Below are 19352 nucleotides of genomic sequence, written 5' to 3'. Positions count from 1 at the left end.
ATTCTCAGGCGCGTTGTTGATGGATAAAAGCCGCGAGCGTGGCAACGGAATAAAAGTGCTGACGCATCTCATCACTTTCGGCAGAAAGCACTACGCCGTACTGATTTTTTACCGCCAGCCCCAGCTCAAGGGCGTCGATTGAGTCCAGACCGAGGCCGTCGCCAAAGAGCGCGGCGTCTGTATCAATATCCTCTGGGGTAAGTTCTTCCAGATTCAGTGTAGAGATAATGAGATTCTTAATTTCAAGATAGAGCGCTTGCATCTTTCGTTCCTGACAAAGATTGAAGACCGGTTGTTAACTGATGCTGCATATGCCGGTTTAACTGCCTTGCTGCCAGCGCGGGTTCGTGCTGACTCGCATCATAAAAATCATGAATGTTGATGCGTTCGCGAACATCCACGGTGAAAACAGGTTTGTTGGGGGGCACGTTATACCAGCTGCTCTGTTTATCCAGCATCCGTTCGCTACAGTGGATCACCACCACGCGCACGGCGCTGTTGCAGCGAACGGCGATATTCGCCGCCCCACGTTGCAGGGTCATGACTTCCCCCACCCGGGTGCGGGTGCCTTCAGGGAAGATAAGCAGGGTGTCGCCCTGGGACAGACGCTGCTGGCTTGCGGCAAGCAGCGTGTCGGCTTCGCTGTTAATCAGATAGTCAGCCGCGCGGATCACGCCGCTGACGAACGGGTTACGCAGCAACGCGCTTTTCACCAGACAGTCGGTTTCGTTCATCACCGACGCCAGCAGAACGTAGTCCAGCAGCGAGGGATGATTCGCAATCACCAGACAGCCCCGCTCGGCGCGTAGAACGTCCAGGTTGTTGAAACGGTAATCCAGTACCCCTACACCGCGTACCACCGCGAGGAACAGGCGAAAACTGGCAGAAATAGTACGGCGTGCCAGGCGGCGACGTTGGGTGCGGTCGCGCTGGAAAATCAGCAGCAGGTTAAACCATACCAGCGACAGCGTCAGTCCGCCGAGGCCGAACAGGGCGAAGCACAATCCGGTCATCAGCATCCGCCATAACCGATCGAGGCGGGAACGTAACCCTCTCATTGGCGCGTCCATTGCCACAGCAGGCGCTCGCCCGGCAGGGTGAACTGGCGCTCGTCCCGCAGGTAATGGCGCAGGAACTGGAGGCTTTGCGGCAGCGCGGGCTCTTCAGGCGTGCGGTTGACGTGCGTTTCACAGCTGAGCGTATTTCCGGCTTCAATCACCAGCGCCAGCGCGTAGGGCCAGACGGGCATCTGCGGTGGCAACCCGGCGTGATAAAAATCAGGCAGCAGACCGTCGAAATCCACCAGCAATACGCGGGAGTAGCCCGCATGCAGCAGGCTCAGCACGTCGCACAAGCTCTGCTGGAAGGTATCCATACCGGCGGAAACCGACGAAGAGACAACAGGCTGACGCGCGGCGATAGTGAGATTGCCGACCGCCGAGTTGTGTACCGACATGGCAAAATCGGTGGGGGAAACGGGCTGTTCTGCCGCCAGGGCCTGGAGAATACGGAAATTGCGCTCCAGCTCCCCATGACGGCTGCTGTAGACGACGGCATCGATGCGGTGTTTGCGCAGCATCATCAGGCCAAGATCGACGGCCAGCCTGCTGCCTGAATTCAGGCGGCGGGCGGTCATCATCGGCAGATCGGTCAGTTTCGCCAGCGGTGCAGCGGGATCGATGGCGTCAGACCGGCGTGACCATGCCTGCCATTCGTCGGCATCGCTGAGTCCTGGCGCTCTTGCCTGCCAGTCGATAAGGGTAAGTGTAAATTTCATCTACGCGCGTCCGCGATAAACCTGTTTCTGTGACTTTTTCTTCGCCAGCGCGATTTACTGCGCACATCGTACAATGTTGTCGTCGCGCTGGCGAATAAACGTCACTTTTGACCCTTTCCACCCGGTTATCCCGGCAAACGGCTTTTTGGCCGACCCGGACCCAGAAGAATGGCGAGTTTACTGCCTCCTTTCGTGGTTTCCATCCAGATTTTACAGACGCTGGTGAGCGGCACGGAGAGCAGCATGCCCACCGGACCCAGCAGCCATCCCCAGATCAGTAACGATAAAAACACCACCATCGTCGACATGCCCAGACGGTGGCCCATCATGCGCGGCTCAAGAATGTTACCCAGCACCATATGCACGACGAGGAACAGCGCCCCTACCAGCATGCACTCATAAAAACCGTTAAACAGGAACGCCTGGATCATCGGCGGAACGGCGGAAAGCACCGCGCCGATATTGGGTACGTAGTTCAGTAAAAACGCCAGCACGCCCCACATCAGCGCGAACTGCACGTCCAGCAGTACCAGCCCCAGCCAGACAATCACGCCGGTCCACAGGCTTAACAATGTTTTCAGCGCCAGATACTTGGATACGCCTTTCAGCGCGCGGTGCAAGCCGGCAATGTGGATCTGCGGATTGTTCAGGGCAAAACGCAGCTTATACGGCACGTGGCGCACTTCGAACAGCATAAACACCACCGTCATCACCAGCAGCAGAATGCTGGCCATTGCCCCTGAAAGCCCGGTCATCAACGTGGTGGCGTAGGTCATCACCTTCTCGGAATCCATCCGGCGCAGCATCCGTTCCGGTGAGATATGCAGATTCACGAATGGCAACATGCGCTGAAGATCGACCAGCTTGCGCGTCAGCTCTTTATTGTACTGCGGCAGCATGGTGGAAAATTCGCTCAGCGAGGCGGCGAGCACGCCGAACAGCGCCGTCAGGACAACCAGCATCACCATCACCACAATGGTAATCGCGACTGGGCGGCTGATGCCCCGGCGTAAAAACCATGTCACCAGCGGGTTGAGCACAATGGCGAAAAACAGCGCCAGCAGAAGCTGAACAATGATATCCGCCGCCGCGTGGATACCCGCAAGGATAACCACCAGGCAGGCAAGTTTTAATAAAATATGAAGTCCGGCTTTGTCGGGCGGGCTGGCAGTCATAAGAATTCCTTTTTCCGGGGGGCGTGTTAATTGTAGTGCGCCGGATGGGCTTCGTCTGGAGCGTTAGTCTGAAAGTCGTGGCAAAAAAATGGCCCCCGGCGCAAGCGACGGAGGCCACGGCATCCCGGTGAACGATTACTGGATCACGAGGGTGTTAATGATGTTTTCAGCGGCGGTCTGCGCTTTCTGCTGATTATCTGCCGGCAGGGTGATCTGCATGGTCAGCAGTTTATTGTCCACCTTGCCGAGCACCACGGAGGAATACGCGGTCTGGCCTTTGGCAGAGATGATGCTGTCCAGCTGTTGCAGCGTGTGGCCTTTCAGTTCAACAGACTTGTTGGTGACCACCTGAAGCTGCGGGTCGCGGCTGCGCTGCTGATCTTCCAGGCGTTTGGCCAGCACGCCCAGATCTTCGCTGGTATCGTCACCGACGATCACAATCACCGCTTTTTGGCCGGTGGCATCGGAATAGACGTGCATATTGTTCGCCTGGGTACCCAGCTTACCGCTCTGGTCGGTCATGTCCGCGGGCAGAGAGAAACTGAGTTTGCCATCCATCAGGCTCACCGGCTGACCGGTGGCGTTGCTTTCTGCTGACGCGCCCTGAGCAGGCGTTTTGGTGTCGCTGTTATCACAGGCTGCAAGGCCAACAACCAGCAGGCCAATCCCGACATATTTAACCAGATTGCGCATTGACTTCTTCCTTTCGATAAACGGCCATAACGGCTCATTCGTTCATCTTATCACAACTGATAAAGCGAACCCTTAACCTGCCTGCAATGCGGAGATTTCAGATTTATCTGCCAGCCTTTTCAGCAGCATATTCAACAGTACGCCGTACATCGGCAGGAAGAAGACCAGGCTAATAAGCACCTTAAAGGCGTAGTCCACCAGAGCGATTTCCATCCAGTGTTCTGCCATGAAGGCGTCCGGGCTGCGCCAGAAGGCGATGAAGAAGAAGGCCAGCGTATCGCTCACGTTACCGAACAGCGTGGAGGCCGTTGGCGCCATCCACCAGCGATGGTTTTGACGCAGGCGGTTAAACACGTGGACATCGAGGATCTGCCCCAGGGCGTAGGCCATAAAGCTGGCGGTGGCAATACGCGCGACGAACAGGTTGAAGTGTGTCAGCGCTTCGAAGCCCTGCCAGCTTCCCATGTAAAACAGCGAGGAGATGGCGTAGGAGACAAACAGTGCCGGGATCATCACCGCAAAAATAATCCGCCGCGCCAGCGGTGCGCCAAAAATACGCACGGTTAAATCCGTCGCAAGGAAAATAAACGGGAAACTGAACGCGCCCCAGGTGGTATGGAAACCAAAAATGGAGATGGGGAGCTGTACCAGATAGTTACTGGAGATGATCACCAGCAGATGAAATAGCGAAAGCCAGAACAACGCCTTGACGCGCTGCGATTGTGTAAAGGAGTTCATATTGTACCTTTTTGATTAATATTTGGGGTGAGGGAACCCAATAAAGCCGCCGCATAATACTGCTTTGACGACACTTTGCAATGGCTAATTTTCACGCAATCGTTAACCTGGTTTGCATTGGCGATAGCGGGGCGTAAACTACAGCCGTTTTTACCTGAACGAGAAGAAAATGACCGACCTGTTTTCCAGCCCAGACCACACGCTTGATGCTCAGGGCCTCCGTTGCCCGGAGCCGGTAATGATGGTGCGTAAAACCGTCCGTAACATGCAGAGTGGCGAAACGCTGCTGATCGTCGCCGATGACCCGGCTACCACCCGTGATATCCCCGGCTTTTGTACCTTTATGGAACATGAACTGGTGGCGCAGCAAACCGAGACCTTGCCGTACCGGTATTTGATTCGTAAGGGGTAAGTGCGGCCTGACGCCCGGCGGCGCTTCGCTTGCACGGGCCTACGGGTGTAGTAGGTCGGGTAAGGCGCAGTCGCCACCCGACAAGTACTCATCACAATTTCGAACCATCGTTTCAAAATTTCGCGCTTTTTGTGAGGCGCTTCACCCTCCCTTTTCCAGCCGTAGTCTAATTTTTAAGCGTCAAAAATTAAAACATCGTTTTAACGCTTATCTCACTACCCTGGAGTTGACTTAATGAAAACGACCCTCAAGCCGTTACTGGCCGCGCTGTGTCTGACTGCTTTCGCCTGCACCGTTTCTGCCCAGACCATTAAAGCCGCCGATGTGCATCCCGAAGGCTACCCGAACGTGGTGGCGGTCCAGCACATGGGTGAAAAACTCAAACAACAAACCGATGGCAAGCTGGAGATTAAGGTCTTCCCCGGCGGCGTGCTGGGGGATGAAAAGCAGATGATTGAGCAGGCGCAGATGGGGGCGATCGACATGATCCGCGTCTCCATGGCGCCGGTAGCCGCCATCCTGCCGGATATCGAAGTGTTTACCCTGCCCTACGTATTCCGCGATGAAGACCACATGCACAAGGTGATTGACGGGGATATCGGCAAGCAGATCGGCGACAAACTCACCGCCAACCCGAAATCGCGTCTGGTCTTCCTTGGCTGGATGGATTCCGGCACCCGCAACCTGATCACCAAAGAGCCGATCGTCAAACCGGACGATCTGAAAGGGAAGAAAATCCGCGTGCAGGGCAGCCCGGTGGCGCTGGCCACGCTGAAAGCGATGGGGGCGAACTCGGTGGCGATGGGCGTCAGCGAGGTTTACAGCGGCATGCAGACCGGGGTGATCGACGGCGCGGAGAACAACCCGCCAACCTTTATCGCCCACAACTATATGCCGGTCGCCAAAAACTACACGCTGAGCGGCCACTTCATCACCCCGGAAATGCTGCTCTACTCCAAAGTGAAATGGGACAAGCTCAGCGCTGACGAACAGCAAAAGATCCTGACGCTGGCCCGCGAAGCGCAGTTCGAGCAGCGCAAGCTGTGGAATGCGTATAACGACCAGGCGCTGGCGAAAATGAAGGCCGGCGGCGTGCAGTTCCACGACATCGATAAAACGGTGTTTATCAAGGCGACAGAGCCGGTGCGCGCGCAGTATGGCGATAAGCATCAGGATCTGATGAAAGCCATCGCTGACGTTCAGTAAGCCGGAGTACGTATGTCCGAACTCTACCTGAAGTGGATGGACCGTCTGTACCTGCTCGCCATGGTGGTGGCGGGTCTCTCGCTACTGGTGATGACGATTGTGATCCCCATTGGCATCTTCTCTCGCTATGTGCTCAATCGCGGCGAATCCTGGCCGGAGCCGATCGCCATTATCTGCATGGTGACGTTTACCTTTATCGGCGCGGCGGTGAGCTATCGCGCCGGGTCGCATATCGCGGTCAACATGCTCACCGACCGCCTGCCCGCGTCGCTGCAAAGAGTATGCGCGCGAGTGGTGGATCTGCTGATGCTGCTCATCTCCGGCCTGATGTGCTGGTACAGCTACTGGCTGTGCGTCGAGCTGTGGGAGCAGCCGGTGGCGGAGTTTCCGCTCCTGACCTCCGGCGAAAGCTATCTGCCGCTGCCTGTCGGGTCGGCCATTTTGATCCTGTTTGTGCTTGAACGCCTGCTGTTTGGCTCGCAGGAAAACCGTCCCGTCGTGCTGATCGGCAATCACAGTTAAGGGGTGAACAATGGATGCGTTTGTTTTGTTATTCACCCTCGCCATTTTGCTGGCGCTGGGGATGCCGGTGGCCTTCGCCGTCGGCTTAAGCGCCGTGGCGGGCGCGCTGTGGATTGACCTGCCGCTGGAGGCGCTGATGATCCAGATCACCAGTGGAGTGAATAAATTTACCCTGCTGGCGATCCCGTTCTTCATTCTTGCCGGGGCGATCATGGCGGAAGGGGGTATTGCCCGACGGCTGGTTAACTTCGCGTACGTTTTTGTCGGCTTTATTCGCGGCGGGCTGTCGCTGGTGAACATCGTGGCATCAACGTTCTTCGGCGCGATTTCCGGCTCGTCGGTGGCGGATACGGCGTCTATCGGCAGCGTGATGATCCCGGAGATGGAGAAGAAGGGCTATCCGCGCGAATACGCGGCGGCGGTGACGGCCAGCGGGTCGGTGCAGGCGATCCTGATCCCGCCCAGCCACAACTCGGTGATTTACTCCCTGGCGGCAGGGGGAACGGTTTCCATCGCCACGCTGTTTATCGCGGGCGTGCTGCCGGGCCTGCTGCTGGGCGTGAGCCTGATGGTGCTCTGCCTGTGCTTCGCCCGCAAGCGCGGCTATCCGAAGGGGGACAAAATCCCGTTCAGGCAGGCGCTGAAAATCATGCTCGATGCCCTGTGGGGGCTGATGACGGTGGTGATTATCCTCGGCGGGATCTTGTCCGGGATATTCACGGCGACCGAATCTGCCGCCGTGGCCTGCCTGTGGGCGTTTTTCGTCACCATGTTTATCTACCGCGACTATAAATGGAGCGAACTGCCGAAGCTGATGTGCCGCACGGTGAAAACCGTCACCATCGTGATGATTTTGATTGGCTTTGCCGCGGCGTTTGGCGCGGTAATGACCTACATGCAGCTGCCGATGCGCATCACCGAATTCTTCACGTCGCTCTCCGATAACAAATACGTGATCCTGATGTACCTCAATATCATGCTGCTGCTGATTGGCACGCTGATGGACATGGCGCCGATCATCCTGATCCTGACCCCGGTGCTGCTGCCGGTGACCAATGCACTGGGTATCGACCCGGTGCATTTCGGGATGATCATGATGGTGAACCTGGGGATTGGGCTGATCACGCCGCCGGTCGGATCGGTGCTGTTTGTGGCGAGCGCGGTGAGTAAGCAGAAGATCGAGCACGTGGTGCGGGCGATGCTGCCGTTTTACGGTATGTTGCTGGTGGTGCTGGGGATGGTGACGTACATCCCGGCGATTTCATTGTGGTTGCCGGGGCTGCTAGGGATGCAGTGATGCGTGCGGCCTGATGCCCTCACCCCGGCCCTCTCCCGCGGGGAGAGGGGGCAAACACGAGAAACGGCAACCCGGTTGCCGTTTCACTTTTACCTTTGGCGCAACAGCCGCAACGCGTTCGCCGTAACCAGCACTGTCGCCCCCGTATCCGCCAGTACCGCCAGCCACAGTCCGGTCATGCCGAGCAGCGTGGTGACCAGGAAAATCCCCTTCAGACCCAGCGCAATGCCGATGTTCTGCCGAATATTGGCCCGCGTCGCCCGCGCAAGATCTATCATCTGCGCCAGCCCGGTCAGGCGGTTGTGCGTCAGCGCCGCGTCGGCGGTCTCCAGCGCCACGTCGGTGCCGCTGCCCATCGCAATGCCGATGGTGGAAGCTTTCATTGCCGGGGCATCGTTTATCCCGTCCCCGACCATCGCCAGCGGGGCGTTGCTGTTCAGCTCGGTTACCGCGCTGACTTTATCGGCAGGCAACAATCCGGCCTTAAACTCCAGCCCCAGCTCACCGGCAATCGCCGCCGCCGCGCGCGGATTATCGCCGGTCAGGATCACGCCCTGTACTCCCAGCCTGTGCAGCGCGTCGACGGCGTCTTTCGCATCGTCGCGCAGGGTGTCGCGCAGCGCCAGCATGCCCATCGGTACACCGTCCTGCATCACGGCAACGACCGTCTGCCCGGCCTGCTCCAGCGCCTCAACCTGTGGAGTAGAGCGCGAGTCCGCCGCGGCAATCAGCACTTTTTTGCCTTCGACCACAGCCTCAATCCCTGACCCGACCAGCGCTCGCTGGGCGGTTGCCGGAGGGATGTTCAGCCCGCGCGACTGCGCTTCTCGCACAATCGCCTGCGCCAGCGGGTGAGTGGAGCCCTGCTCCACGGCAGCGGCCAGCGTCAGCAGGGCGTCTTCACTGATGTCCTGCGGATACACGCCGGTCACCTGCGGCTTGCCGACGGTCAGCGTGCCGGTTTTGTCGAAGGCGATGTGCTGAACCTGGCTCAGCTGTTCCAGCGCCGCGCCGCCCTTAATCAGCGCCCCGCGACGTGCCGCCGCCGCCAGCCCTGAGGTAATCGCCGCCGGGGTGGAGATCACCAGCGCACACGGACAGCCGATCAGCAGCAGCGTCAGCCCTTTGTAAATCCAGCCCTCCCACGGCGCGCCGAAGCACAGCGGCGGGACGACGGTGACCAGCAGCGCCACCAGCATGATGGCGGGGGTGTAAATCCGGCTGAAGCGATCGATAAAGCGTTCTACCGGCGCGCGGCGCTCCTCGGCCTCTTCAATCAGCCTGAGGATGCGGTCGATGGCGCTGTCGCCCGGTTCGGAAAGGACCGTCAACTGCACCAGTCGGTCGACGCTGGTGGCGCCCGCAGGCACCTTTTCACCCGCCGCGCGCGCTACCGGGATGGATTCCCCGGTCAGGGCACTTTCGTCAAAACTTGCGGTGGCAGTAACGAGGGCCCCATCGGCTGGCAGGCGTCCGCCTGCGGGCACTTCAATCACGTCGCCCGGGCGCAGGGTGTTGATGGCGACCGTTTCACGCTGACCATCAATAACCCGCGTGGCGGTTTCCGGCTTCAGCGCCATCAGCGCGCTCACCCCTTTACGCGCCCGGCTCGCCGCCCAGCCCTCAAGGCGTTCGCCAATTAAGAACAGCAGCAGCACCATCGCCGCTTCCGCCGTCGCGCCAATAAACAGCGCCCCGATAGCCGCCACGCTCATCAGCGTTTCGATGGCAAACCAGCTGCCGCTTCTCATCAGACGCAGCGCCTGACGCGCAATCGGGAACAGGCCAACCAGCGTGGTGGCGATAAACGCCAGGTTGCCGAATGGGTGGTTGATCTGCTCCAGCCCCCAGCTCAGGGCCATCATGATGATGAGGGTGATAAGGGGCAGATTTTCTTTTAGCGGGGACGTTTTTTCTGCGGGCGCCGTTTCACTGCGCAGGGTATAACCCGCTTTGCTGACGGCGGCTTCAACCTGTCTGCTGACGTCGTTTTCGGCGCTGACCAGCAGCTTTTCGGTAGCGAACAGCACCTGAACGTGATTCACGCCTGGCACCTGCTTCACCGCATTTTCCACTTTGCGGGCGCAGGCCGCGCAGTCCATGCCGTTGACCACCCAACTGTAGCGGTTGCCGCTTTCAGGCAGCGCTTCGGTCTGGGTTTCGCACGCGCCCTCGCAGCAGCAGTCCTCTTTTGGCGGAACCGGGCTGAGCTTAAGTGCCGAGAATTGGGGAACTTTTTTAGGTGTTTCTGGAGTCGACATGGCAGTCTCCGGTAATGATAATTTTCTCATTAACCGCAGCATACACTCTGGAGTCGACTCCAGAGTCAAGCGTTATTTAGATATACAGCGAACGCACAATCAGGAAGTGTCCGGCAAAGTAACAGGCGGCGGAAATCGCATTATCCGCACGGAAGCGGCGACGATAGTGGCTGCCCAGCCAGACGATATTACCCAACAGCAACAGTGCGGCACCGAAGAACGCAGACATTGCAGGCGCCGTCGGACGGAAGAACCACAGCTCGCCCGCCAGCCACACCATCACCAGCGTCATAGCGATAAACGTACAGACCGGCAGACGCATCTCTTCCAGACGCGACCAGATCACCGCGATCAGCAGGGCGCCAATCACCAGCAGCACCAGCGGCAGCGGCCAGAAGAAGGAGAGCGTCATCTGGCTGGCAAAGTAGATGGTATAGAGCAGATGTGACAGGAAGAACGCCCCCACGGCGTACAGCAGGCGCTGACGCGGCAGCAAGGTTAAGGCATCGCCAATCAGGGAAGCACACAGCCCCGCGAGGACAAGATAGCTAACGGCGTTAAACATCGGGGCCTGCCAGGCAAGCAACAGCAGGAGTAATAGCGTGACGGGTTTAAATAACCAGCGCTGCCAGGCTGGGCCACGGTAGGACGCATCGACGTAAAGCCATGCGGAAAAACAGACAGCGATAAATGACCAAAGCATATTAACTCCCTGTAACTGTTGAGGCTGAATGATCAGTTCCTGATCCAGTGTAGTGACGCGAGCGGGCGTTTGGCAATGCCGGGGCAGGCGAGGTATCCTGAATTCCGCATAATCTGATGGGATTTTTCAATGAGCAAGATGCCGCTGTTTTTCATTATCGTGGTGGCGATTATCGTCATTGCCGCCTCGTTTCGCTTCGTGCAGCAGCGCCGTGAGAAGGCCGACAATGACGCCGCGCCGCTGATGCAAAAGCGCGTGGTGGTGACGAACAAGCGTGAGAAGCCGCTTAACGACCGCCGCTCCCGCCAGCAGCAGGTGACGCCTGCGGGCACAACGATGCGCTATGAAGCGAGCTTTAAGCCGGAAACCGGCGGGCTGGAGATGACCTTCCGCCTGGAGGCGCAGCAGTACCATCAGCTGACGGTGGGAGAGAAAGGCACGCTGAGCTATAAAGGGTCGCGTTTTGTAGGTTTTAGGGCTGAATAATGCGCGATCGGTCCCCTCTCCCAGTGGGAGAGGGTTAGGGTGAGGGCATCACACCGCACCTTACTTCTTCACCTGCGCCTTAAACTTCTTCATCCACACGAGCAGCTCAAATACGCCGAAAATAAACACCCGCAGCTGCTGCCAGCCGGTCATCGGTGGGCTATCTTTCGGCAGTCCGTTTTTCAGCATCACCATCTGTAAGGCATGCATGAACGCGGTAAAAATCAGCGCCACGTTAATGAAGATATTCAGCGGACGCGGGAACGGGTGCACCAGATTCAAAATCAAAAATGCCCAGACGCCCAGCATCAGCACGCGCCCTACGTTAATCAGTACTGGCATCGGATCCTCCTTGTGCCTGACGGTGATACAGACGATAAGCCACCTGGCCGGCGACCTTCTCGCGGTGCAGATCCCAATGAACGGGAACGGACGGCAGACCATTTTCCACTTCGCTTTCAACGTAAATCAGCGCGTCGTCCGCCAGCCAGCCATTTTGCTCCAGCAGGGATAGCGTCTCTTCCAGCAGCCCTTTACGGAACGGCGGGTCAACAAACACCACGTTGTACGGCGTCCCCTGTTGGGCGAGGAAGCTCAGCGTGTTGGTATTCACCACTTTGGCGTTGGTTGCCTTCAGCGTAGCCAAATTTTGCTGCAACGTCTGCGCGACGCCGCGCTCCATCTCCAGCAGCGTGGCGCTGGCAGCATAGCGCGACAGCGCTTCCAGCCCTAATGCACCGCTTCCGGCGAAGCAGTCCAGGCAGTTGGCGTCTACCATAGACGGGGCGAGCCAGTTAAACAGCGTCTCGCGAACGCGGTCCGTGGTGGGGCGTAAACCGGGGCTGTCCGGCACCGGTAATTTCCGGCCTCGCCACTGACCGCCGATAATGCGAATTTGACCGGCCGGGGCGCGGGTGGGTTTCTTCATCTCAGGAAAGCTCTGTTAACCATTGCCCTGCGATTGCGGGCGGTGATGTCAATTAAGTAAAGTGTTAGACTATTTCATCATTTTTTTAGCTTCCCTGTATATAGCGCCGCGAGGAGTGTAGTCGCAGATGGCAAAACAAAAAAAACGTGGCTTCTTTTCCTGGTTGGGTTTCGGTGAAAAAGAGCAAGAAACAGAACAGAAAACCGAAGAACAGCAGGTTGTAGAAGAGCAGTCACAGCCTGAAACGCCTGTCGAAACCGCTGCGGTTGTCGAAGCGGAAGAGCCAGCCCACAGTAAAGAAGAGATTGAATCCTTTGCTGAAGAGGTGGTTGAGGTCACTGAGCAGGTTCAGGAGAGCGAGAAGCCAGAGCCGGTTATCGTAGAAACCCTTACCGAAGCGCCGCAGGCCGCTATCGAACACGAAGCGCTGCCGCTGCCCGAAGAGGTTAAAGCTGAAGAGGTTTCTGCCGAAGAGTGGCTGGCCGAAGCGGAAACCGTTGAAATTGTTGAGGCGGTGGAAGAAGAAGCGGTCCTTGAGCCAGAGCTGACCGACGAAGAGCTGGAAGCCCAGGCGCTGGCGGCGGAAGCGGCTGAAGAAGCGGTCATCGTCGTACCGGTGGAAGAGCAGGCCGAAGAAGAGATCGTTCAGGAGCAGGAAAAACCGACAAAAGAAGGTTTCTTCGCGCGCCTGAAACGCAGCCTGCTCAAAACCAAAGAAAACTTAGGTTCCGGATTTATCAGTCTGTTCCGCGGCAAAAAGATCGACGACGATCTGTTTGAGGAGCTGGAAGAGCAGCTGCTTATTGCGGACGTGGGCGTGGAAACCACCCGGAAGATCATCGCTAACCTGACTGAAGGGGCGAGCCGCAAACAGCTGCGTGACGCCGAGGCGCTGTACGGCCTGCTGAAAGACGAGATGGGTGAAATTCTCGCAAAAGTTGACGAACCGCTTAATATTGAAGGCAAAATGCCGTTTGTTATCCTGATGGTTGGCGTCAACGGCGTGGGTAAAACCACCACCATCGGCAAGCTGGCGCGCCAGTTTGAGCAGCAGGGCAAATCGGTGATGCTGGCGGCGGGCGATACCTTCCGTGCGGCAGCGGTGGAACAGCTCCAGGTGTGGGGCCAGCGCAACAATATTCCGGTCATTGCTCAGCACACCGGCGCGGATTCCGCGTCCGTGATTTTCGATGCCATCCAGGCGGCGAAGTCGCGTAACGTGGACGTGCTGATTGCGGATACCGCGGGGCGTTTGCAGAACAAATCGCACCTGATGGAAGAGCTGAAGAAAATCGTTCGCGTCATGAAGAAGCTGGACGAAGATGCACCGCATGAAATTATGCTGACTATCGACGCCAGCACCGGACAGAACGCCATCAGCCAGGCGAAGCTGTTCCATGAAGCGGTAGGACTGACCGGGATCACGCTGACCAAGCTGGACGGCACCGCGAAAGGCGGGGTGATCTTCTCCGTGGCCGACCAGTTCGGCATTCCTATCCGTTACATCGGTGTGGGCGAGCGTATTGAGGATTTACGTCCGTTTAAAGCGGACGACTTTATTGAGGCACTATTTGCCCGAGAGGACTAACAATGATTCGCTTTGAACACGTCAGCAAGGCCTATCTCGGCGGGAGACAAGCGCTACAGGGGGTGACATTCCACCTCCAGCCAGGCGAGATGGCATTCCTGACCGGCCATTCCGGCGCGGGGAAAAGTACCCTGCTCAAGCTGATCTGTGGGATCGAGCGGCCAAGCGCCGGTAAAATCTGGTTCAGCGGCCATGAAATTAGCCGTCTTAAGAACCGTGAAGTGCCGTTCCTGCGTCGTCAGATTGGCATGATTTTTCAGGATCACCACCTGCTGATGGATCGCACGGTTTTCGATAACGTCGCGATCCCGCTGATTATTGCCGGCGCCAGTTACGATGATATCCGCCGTCGCGTTTCGGCGGCGCTGGATAAGGTCGGGCTGCTGGACAAAGCGAAGAACTTCCCGATCCAGCTCTCCGGCGGTGAGCAGCAGCGCGTGGGTATCGCCCGTGCGGTGGTGAACAAGCCTGCCGTTTTGCTGGCGGATGAACCGACCGGTAACCTGGACGATGCTCTCTCTGAAGGGATCCTGCGTCTGTTTGAGGAATTTAACCGCGTGGGGGTCACGGTACTGATGGCGACGCACGACATGGGGCTGATCTCCCGCCGTTCGTACCGCATGCTGACCCTGAGCGACGGGCATTTGCACGGAGGCCACGGTGAATAAGCGTGATGCAATGAACCAGATTCGGCAGTTCAGCAACCGGTTTGACCGTTTCCGCAAGCCTCAGGGCGGTGGTGACGGCAATCGCAATGCGCCTAAGCGTGCCAAAGCGACACCGAAACCGAACTCCCGCAAAACCAACGTCTTTAACGAGCAGGTGCGGTATGCCTTCCAGGGCGCGTTGCAGGATCTGAAAAGCAAACCGCTGGCGACGTTCCTGACGGTGATGGTGATTGCCATCTCCCTGACGCTGCCCAGCGTCTGCTACATGGTTTACAAAAACGTAAACCAGGCGGCGTCCCAGTACTATCCGTCGCCGCAGATCACCGTTTATCTGGATAAAGCCCTCGACGATAACGCGGCGGCTCAGGTGGTGGGGCAGATTCAGGCCGAGCAGGGCGTGGAGAAGGTGAACTATCTTTCCCGCGATGAAGCGCTGGGTGAGTTCCGCAACTGGTCCGGATTCGGCGGCGCGCTGGATATGCTTGAAGAGAACCCGCTGCCCGCGGTGGCGGTGGTGATCCCGAAACTCGATTTCCAGGGCACGGATTCGCTCAACACCCTGCGCGACCGCATTACCCGCATTAACGGGATTGATGAAGTGCGCATGGACGACAGCTGGTTTGCCCGTCTTGCCGCCCTGACCGGGCTGGTAGGACGCGTGTCGGCGATGATCGGCGTGCTGATGGTGGCGGCGGTGTTCCTCGTCATCGGTAACAGCGTGCGCCTGAGCATCTTCGCCCGTCGCGATACCATCAACGTGCAGAAACTGATTGGCGCAACGGATGGTTTCATCCTCCGCCCGTTCCTTTACGGCGGCGCGTTATTAGGTTTTTCTGGTGCATTTCTTTCATTGATATTGTCAGAAATTTTGGTGATGCGGCTGTCGTCAGCAGTCACCGAGGTGGCGCAGGTTTTCGGAACTAAGTTTGATATCAGTGGTTTAGGTTTCGATGAGTGCCTGCTGTTACTGCTGGTGTGCTCCATGATCGGCTGGGTGGCGGCATGGCTGGCAACGGTTCAACATTTACGCCACTTTACTCCCGACTAATAAAAGCGTGATATAATCTTTCCCTGCACCGAGATGTTCGCTTGCAGGGAAAGCGTCCCTGTTGTCTCTTCCCCTGTAATCATCTTCATGTCACATTTTGTGCGTAATTTATTCACTGTTCCACCTGGAACTTGTGGATAAAATCACTGTCTGATAAAAGAGTGAATGCTAATCTCGTTGCTCAAACGCTTTGGCATGGTTGTTGCCTGACGGGGACAACCTGGACCAGAAGAAACATTGAGAGGAATGAATGACCAAAGAAATGCAAACTTTAGCTTTAGCCCCTGTTGGTAACCTGGAATCTTACATCCGGGCTGCGAACACCTGGCCGATGTTAACGGCTGAGGAAGAAAAGGAGCTTGCTGAAAAGCTGCATTACCAGGGCGATCTGGAAGCAGCTAAAACGCTGATCCTGTCTCACCTGCGCTTTGTTGTTCACGTTGCTCGTAATTATGCGGGCTACGGCCTGCCGCAGGCGGACCTGATTCAGGAAGGTAATATTGGCCTGATGAAGGCGGTACGTCGCTTTAACCCGGAAGTGGGTGTGCGACTCGTCTCCTTCGCCGTGCACTGGATCAAAGCGGAAATTCACGAATACGTCCTGCGTAACTGGCGTATTGTGAAAGTCGCCACGACGAAAGCGCAGCGCAAACTGTTCTTCAACCTGCGTAAAACCAAGCAGCGTCTGGGCTGGTTCAATCAGGATGAAGTGGAAATGGTGGCGCGCGAGCTGGGCGTTTCCAGCAAAGACGTCCGCGAGATGGAATCCCGTATGGCCGCTCAGGACATGACGTTTGATATGTCTGCCGACGATGACGCGTCCGACAGCCAGCCGATGGCCCCGGTTCTGTATCTACAGGATAAAACCTCTAACTTTGCTGACGGCATTGAAGAGGATAACTGGGAAGACCAGGCGGCGAACAAGCTGACCTTCGCGATGGAAGGCCTAGACGAGCGTAGCCAGGATATCATCCGTGCCCGCTGGCTGGACGAAGATAACAAGTCCACGTTGCAGGAACTGGCCGACCGCTACGGCGTCTCCGCTGAACGTGTGCGTCAGCTTGAAAAGAACGCCATGAAAAAACTTCGCGCCGCTATCGAAGCGTAATTTTCGCGAAGTACACCGAGAACCCCTGGATGAGAGTCTGGGGGTTTTGTTTTTTTAGCGCCCGCTCTGGCGAATTTCTTCCCCCTGGCAAACACTTACTGATGCGCTAAGCAGGCGACTTTCAGAGGGTGACAGGGTGAAAAATAACGAACTGAACGACCGGCGTTTACAGGCGACGCCGCGCGGTATCGGCGTCATGTGTAACTTCTATGCCGATAAAGCCGAAAACGCCACGGTGTGGGACGTGGAAGGTAACGAGTATATTGATTTTGCCGCCGGGATCGCCGTGCTGAATACCGGGCATCGCCATCCTAAAGTTATCGCCGCCATCGAAAAACAGCTTCACGCCTTTACCCATACCGCTTATCAGATCGTCCCCTATGAAGGTTATGTGGCGCTTGCCGAGCGCATCAACCAGCGCGTACCCATAGAGGGGCCAGCCAAAACCGCCTTTTTCTCAACCGGTGCAGAAGCGGTCGAAAACGCGGTGAAAATTGCCCGCGCGTACACCAGACGTCCCGGCCTTATCACCTTCGGCGGCGCGTTCCACGGCCGTACCTTTATGACCATGGCGCTGACCGGCAAAGTGGCGCCCTATAAGCTCGGCTTCGGCCCGTTCCCCGGCTCGGTGTACCACGCGCAATTCCCTAACAGCCTGCACGGCGTCAGTACCGCCGAAGCGTTAAAAAGCCTGGAGCGCATCTTCAAAGCCGATATCGCGCCCGATCAGGTGGCGGCAATCATTATTGAACCGGTTCAGGGCGAGGGCGGATTCAACGTCGCGCCCGCTGATTTTATGCAGGCGCTGCGTGCCCTGTGCGATACCCACGGGATTTTACTGATTGCCGACGAAGTGCAAACCGGCTTCGCCCGTACCGGCAAGCTGTTCTCCATGGAAAACCACTGCGTGAAGCCCGATCTGATCACTATGGCGAAAAGCCTGGCGGGCGGGATGCCGCTCTCTGCCGTCTCTGGCCGGGCGGAGGTAATGGATGCGCCGGCCCCGGGCGGACTTGGCGGAACCTACGCAGGTAACCCGCTGGCGATTGCGGCGGCCCATGCGGTGCTGGATGTGATTGACGAGGACGATCTCTGCACCCGCGCGGCGCATCTCGGGCATCATCTGGTCGAGGTGCTGAATAAAGCGAAGGATGGCTGTCCGTATATCGCCGATATCCGTGGGCAGGGGTCGATGGTGGCGGTGGAATTTACCGATCCGCAAACCGGACAGCCGTCGCCGGAATTTACCCGTCAGGTTCAGGAGCGCGCGTTGAACGAAGGGCTGCTGCTTTTGAGCTGCGGCGTTTACGGCAACGTTATTCGCTTCCTCTACCCACTCACCATCCCCGAAGCGCAGTTTCGTAAAGCGCTGGATATTATTTCCGCCTCGCTGACACGATAAAGCCAAAAGCCCGGCTGAAATGAAGGCCGGGCTTATCATATTTTCATTTCAAATTAGCTATTCCAAAATCATAAAAATGGGGTATGTTTTAGCAGAGTATGCTGAAAAAGCGCGAACAGCACGCCTATAACTGAAATAAAGCGCTACACAACAACATCACAACAATCGTTATAACCATAATAATGGGGAATCTCAGGATGAACATGAAGGGTAAAGCGTTACTGGCAGGATGTATCGCGTTGGCATTCAGCGCCATGGCGCAGGCCGATATTAAAGTGGCCGTGGTGGGCGCAATGTCCGGTCCGGTAGCACAGTACGGCGACCAGGAATTTACGGGCGCGGAACAGGCGGTTGCAGACATTAATGCTAAGGGCGGCATCAAGGGCGAAAAGCTGCAAATCGTAAAATATGACGATGCCTGTGACCCGAAACAGGCGGTCGCGGTGGCGAACAAAGTGGTAAACGACGGGATCAAATACGTTATTGGTCACCTGTGCTCCTCTTCCACCCAGCCCGCGTCTGACATCTACGAAGACGAAGGCATTCTGATGATCACGCCGGCCGCGACGGCGCCAGAGCTGACCGCGCGCGGCTATAAGCTGATCCTGCGTACCACCGGTCTGGACTCCGATCAGGGGCCAACCGCCGCGAAATACATCGTGGAAAAAGTGAAGCCGCAGCGCATCGCGATTGTTCATGACAAACAGCAGTACGGCGAAGGCCTGGCCCGTGCGGTGCAGGATAACCTGAAAAAAGCGAACGCCAACGTGGTGTTCTTTGACGGTATCACCGCCGGTGAGAAAGACTTCTCGACCCTGGTCGCGCGTCTGAAGAAAGAAAACATCGATTTCGTTTACTACGGCGGCTACCATCCGGAAATGGGGCAGATCCTGCGTCAGGCGCGTGCGGCGGGTCTGAAGACGCAGTTCATGGGGCCAGAAGGTGTCGCGAACGTTTCCCTGTCTAACATCGCGGGTGAATCCGCTGAAGGTCTGCTGGTGACCAAGCCGAAGAACTACGACCAGGTGCCTGCGAACAAACCTGTTGTCGATGCCATCAAGGCGAAGAAACAGGATCCAAGCGGTGCATTCGTCTGGACCACCTACGCAGCGTTGCAGTCTCTGCAAGCGGGCCTGAACCAGTCAGCCGATCCGGCGGAGATTGCCACCTGGCTGAAAGCGAACTCGGTAGAAACCGTGATGGGGCCGCTGTCCTGGGATGAGAAGGGCGACCTGAAGGGCTTCGAGTTCGGCGTGTTTGACTGGCATGCCAATGGCACTGCTACTGATGCCAAATAATGCTGGTGCGGGTTGATGCCCTCACCCTAACCCTCTCCCACG

Annotated in this window: 21 protein-coding genes; 11 read left to right on the top strand and 10 right to left on the bottom strand. The window is 57.3% G+C overall.

Going from position 1 to position 19352, the window contains the following annotated elements; translation table 11 throughout:
- Window positions 1-4 precede the first annotated feature (4 nt).
- From ACOTX1_RS13975 to ACOTX1_RS13950, 6 genes are all read right to left on the bottom strand, one after another.
- Window positions 5-262 (bottom strand): phosphopantetheine-binding protein, encoded by a 258-nt coding sequence (locus tag ACOTX1_RS13975; protein ID WP_003861263.1) that lies wholly within the window; start codon window positions 260-262, stop codon window positions 5-7.
- Window positions 243-1058: a lysophospholipid acyltransferase family protein gene (locus ACOTX1_RS13970; protein WP_023314978.1), complete on the bottom strand. Its 816-nt coding sequence runs from the start codon at window positions 1056-1058 to the stop codon at window positions 243-245. Before ACOTX1_RS13970 ends, ACOTX1_RS13975 begins: the two co-directional genes overlap by 20 nt.
- Window positions 1055-1777: a beta-ketoacyl synthase chain length factor gene (locus ACOTX1_RS13965; protein WP_017384119.1), complete on the bottom strand. Its 723-nt coding sequence runs from the start codon at window positions 1775-1777 to the stop codon at window positions 1055-1057. Before ACOTX1_RS13965 ends, ACOTX1_RS13970 begins: the two co-directional genes overlap by 4 nt.
- Before the next feature lie 125 nt (window positions 1778-1902).
- Window positions 1903-2952 (bottom strand): AI-2E family transporter, encoded by a 1050-nt coding sequence (locus ACOTX1_RS13960; protein WP_003861270.1) that lies wholly within the window; start codon window positions 2950-2952, stop codon window positions 1903-1905.
- Between the two features lie 135 nt (window positions 2953-3087).
- Window positions 3088-3645, bottom strand: a complete 558-nt coding sequence (locus ACOTX1_RS13955; protein ID WP_003861272.1) for a DcrB family lipoprotein — start codon at window positions 3643-3645, stop codon at window positions 3088-3090.
- Between the two features lie 72 nt (window positions 3646-3717).
- Window positions 3718-4383, bottom strand: a complete 666-nt coding sequence (locus ACOTX1_RS13950; protein WP_003861274.1) for a 7-cyano-7-deazaguanine/7-aminomethyl-7-deazaguanine transporter — start codon at window positions 4381-4383, stop codon at window positions 3718-3720.
- Window positions 4384-4552: 169 nt separating this feature from the next.
- Here ACOTX1_RS13950 and tusA point away from each other — a divergent pair, with 169 nt between their 5' ends.
- From tusA to ACOTX1_RS13930, 4 genes are all read left to right on the top strand, one after another.
- Complete coding sequence (gene tusA, locus ACOTX1_RS13945; protein ID WP_000130627.1) at window positions 4553-4795, top strand: sulfurtransferase TusA; 243 nt, start codon at window positions 4553-4555, stop codon at window positions 4793-4795.
- A 234-nt stretch (window positions 4796-5029) separates the two neighbouring features.
- Entirely contained in the window at window positions 5030-6001 is a 972-nt protein-coding gene (locus ACOTX1_RS13940; protein ID WP_023323840.1) for a TRAP transporter substrate-binding protein, read from the top strand.
- A gap of 12 nt (window positions 6002-6013) precedes the next feature.
- Entirely contained in the window at window positions 6014-6523 is a 510-nt protein-coding gene (locus ACOTX1_RS13935) for a TRAP transporter small permease (RefSeq protein ID WP_003861278.1), read from the top strand.
- A gap of 10 nt (window positions 6524-6533) precedes the next feature.
- On the top strand, window positions 6534-7820 hold the full coding sequence (locus ACOTX1_RS13930; RefSeq protein WP_022649674.1) for a TRAP transporter large permease: 1287 nt from the start codon (window positions 6534-6536) through the stop codon (window positions 7818-7820).
- Between the two features lie 89 nt (window positions 7821-7909).
- Here ACOTX1_RS13930 and zntA read toward each other — a convergent pair whose 3' ends face one another.
- Both zntA and ACOTX1_RS13920 read right to left on the bottom strand, forming a co-directional pair.
- The gene (gene zntA / locus ACOTX1_RS13925; RefSeq protein ID WP_023314976.1) at window positions 7910-10081 is read right to left on the bottom strand and encodes a Zn(II)/Cd(II)/Pb(II) translocating P-type ATPase ZntA; all 2172 of its coding nucleotides are present in this window, start codon (window positions 10079-10081) and stop codon (window positions 7910-7912) included.
- Between the two features lie 76 nt (window positions 10082-10157).
- A complete protein-coding gene (locus ACOTX1_RS13920) occupies window positions 10158-10784 on the bottom strand; it encodes a lysoplasmalogenase (RefSeq protein WP_003861515.1) in 627 nt (208 codons plus the stop codon).
- A 129-nt stretch (window positions 10785-10913) separates the two neighbouring features.
- Between ACOTX1_RS13920 and ACOTX1_RS13915 the strand changes: the two genes are divergently transcribed.
- Window positions 10914-11270, top strand: coding sequence for a DUF2500 domain-containing protein (locus ACOTX1_RS13915; protein ID WP_003861518.1), 357 nt, complete (start codon window positions 10914-10916; stop codon window positions 11268-11270).
- Window positions 11271-11330: 60 nt separating this feature from the next.
- On the opposite strand, the gene ACOTX1_RS13910 is transcribed toward ACOTX1_RS13915, so the two are convergent.
- Window positions 11331-11612: a DUF1145 family protein gene (locus ACOTX1_RS13910; protein ID WP_003861520.1), complete on the bottom strand. Its 282-nt coding sequence runs from the start codon at window positions 11610-11612 to the stop codon at window positions 11331-11333.
- The gene (rsmD, locus tag ACOTX1_RS13905) at window positions 11596-12198 is read right to left on the bottom strand and encodes a 16S rRNA (guanine(966)-N(2))-methyltransferase (RefSeq protein WP_023314975.1); all 603 of its coding nucleotides are present in this window, start codon (window positions 12196-12198) and stop codon (window positions 11596-11598) included. Before rsmD ends, ACOTX1_RS13910 begins: the two co-directional genes overlap by 17 nt.
- 127 nt (window positions 12199-12325) lie before the next feature.
- Here rsmD and ftsY point away from each other — a divergent pair, with 127 nt between their 5' ends.
- The 6 genes from ftsY to livJ all read left to right on the top strand — a co-directional run bounded on the left by ftsY (window position 12326) and on the right by livJ (window position 19310).
- Entirely contained in the window at window positions 12326-13786 is a 1461-nt protein-coding gene (gene ftsY / locus ACOTX1_RS13900) for a signal recognition particle-docking protein FtsY (protein WP_022651969.1), read from the top strand.
- Between the two features lie 2 nt (window positions 13787-13788).
- Entirely contained in the window at window positions 13789-14454 is a 666-nt protein-coding gene (gene ftsE, locus ACOTX1_RS13895; protein ID WP_006812284.1) for a cell division ATP-binding protein FtsE, read from the top strand.
- The gene (ftsX, locus tag ACOTX1_RS13890) at window positions 14447-15502 is read left to right on the top strand and encodes a permease-like cell division protein FtsX (protein WP_003861527.1); all 1056 of its coding nucleotides are present in this window, start codon (window positions 14447-14449) and stop codon (window positions 15500-15502) included. The genes ftsE and ftsX overlap by 8 nt, the downstream gene beginning before the upstream one ends.
- 250 nt (window positions 15503-15752) lie before the next feature.
- Complete coding sequence (rpoH, locus tag ACOTX1_RS13885; RefSeq protein ID WP_000159624.1) at window positions 15753-16610, top strand: RNA polymerase sigma factor RpoH; 858 nt, start codon at window positions 15753-15755, stop codon at window positions 16608-16610.
- A gap of 136 nt (window positions 16611-16746) precedes the next feature.
- Entirely contained in the window at window positions 16747-18012 is a 1266-nt protein-coding gene (locus tag ACOTX1_RS13880; protein WP_022651967.1) for a 4-aminobutyrate--2-oxoglutarate transaminase, read from the top strand.
- A 197-nt stretch (window positions 18013-18209) separates the two neighbouring features.
- Entirely contained in the window at window positions 18210-19310 is a 1101-nt protein-coding gene (livJ, locus tag ACOTX1_RS13875) for a branched chain amino acid ABC transporter substrate-binding protein LivJ (RefSeq protein WP_003861530.1), read from the top strand.
- Window positions 19311-19352 lie beyond the last annotated feature (42 nt).

This window comes from Enterobacter cloacae complex sp. IR5401, assembly GCF_049238425.1.
GTDB classification, from domain to species: Bacteria; Pseudomonadota; Gammaproteobacteria; order Enterobacterales; family Enterobacteriaceae; genus Enterobacter; species Enterobacter hormaechei_C.
The sequence above is the reverse complement of the archived record's forward strand: the minus strand, read 5'-3'. Positions and strand labels throughout refer to the sequence as shown.

Coding starts and splice junctions, on each gene's coding strand:
- ACOTX1_RS13915 (WP_003861518.1), top strand. CDS start 10,914: ATGAGCAAGATGCCGCTGTTTTTCATTATCGTGGTGGCGATTATCGTC.
- ACOTX1_RS13960 (WP_003861270.1), bottom strand. CDS start 2,952: ATGACTGCCAGCCCGCCCGACAAAGCCGGACTTCATATTTTATTAAAA.
- livJ (WP_003861530.1), top strand. CDS start 18,210: ATGAACATGAAGGGTAAAGCGTTACTGGCAGGATGTATCGCGTTGGCA.
- ACOTX1_RS13935 (WP_003861278.1), top strand. CDS start 6,014: ATGTCCGAACTCTACCTGAAGTGGATGGACCGTCTGTACCTGCTCGCC.
- ftsY (WP_022651969.1), top strand. CDS start 12,326: ATGGCAAAACAAAAAAAACGTGGCTTCTTTTCCTGGTTGGGTTTCGGT.
- ACOTX1_RS13955 (WP_003861272.1), bottom strand. CDS start 3,645: ATGCGCAATCTGGTTAAATATGTCGGGATTGGCCTGCTGGTTGTTGGC.
- ACOTX1_RS13940 (WP_023323840.1), top strand. CDS start 5,030: ATGAAAACGACCCTCAAGCCGTTACTGGCCGCGCTGTGTCTGACTGCT.
- zntA (WP_023314976.1), bottom strand. CDS start 10,081: ATGTCGACTCCAGAAACACCTAAAAAAGTTCCCCAATTCTCGGCACTT.
- rsmD (WP_023314975.1), bottom strand. CDS start 12,198: ATGAAGAAACCCACCCGCGCCCCGGCCGGTCAAATTCGCATTATCGGC.
- ftsE (WP_006812284.1), top strand. CDS start 13,789: ATGATTCGCTTTGAACACGTCAGCAAGGCCTATCTCGGCGGGAGACAA.
- tusA (WP_000130627.1), top strand. CDS start 4,553: ATGACCGACCTGTTTTCCAGCCCAGACCACACGCTTGATGCTCAGGGC.
- rpoH (WP_000159624.1), top strand. CDS start 15,753: ATGACCAAAGAAATGCAAACTTTAGCTTTAGCCCCTGTTGGTAACCTG.
- ACOTX1_RS13975 (WP_003861263.1), bottom strand. CDS start 262: ATGCAAGCGCTCTATCTTGAAATTAAGAATCTCATTATCTCTACACTG.
- ACOTX1_RS13950 (WP_003861274.1), bottom strand. CDS start 4,383: ATGAACTCCTTTACACAATCGCAGCGCGTCAAGGCGTTGTTCTGGCTT.
- ACOTX1_RS13930 (WP_022649674.1), top strand. CDS start 6,534: ATGGATGCGTTTGTTTTGTTATTCACCCTCGCCATTTTGCTGGCGCTG.
- ACOTX1_RS13970 (WP_023314978.1), bottom strand. CDS start 1,058: ATGAGAGGGTTACGTTCCCGCCTCGATCGGTTATGGCGGATGCTGATG.
- ACOTX1_RS13920 (WP_003861515.1), bottom strand. CDS start 10,784: ATGCTTTGGTCATTTATCGCTGTCTGTTTTTCCGCATGGCTTTACGTC.
- ACOTX1_RS13965 (WP_017384119.1), bottom strand. CDS start 1,777: ATGAAATTTACACTTACCCTTATCGACTGGCAGGCAAGAGCGCCAGGA.
- ACOTX1_RS13910 (WP_003861520.1), bottom strand. CDS start 11,612: ATGCCAGTACTGATTAACGTAGGGCGCGTGCTGATGCTGGGCGTCTGG.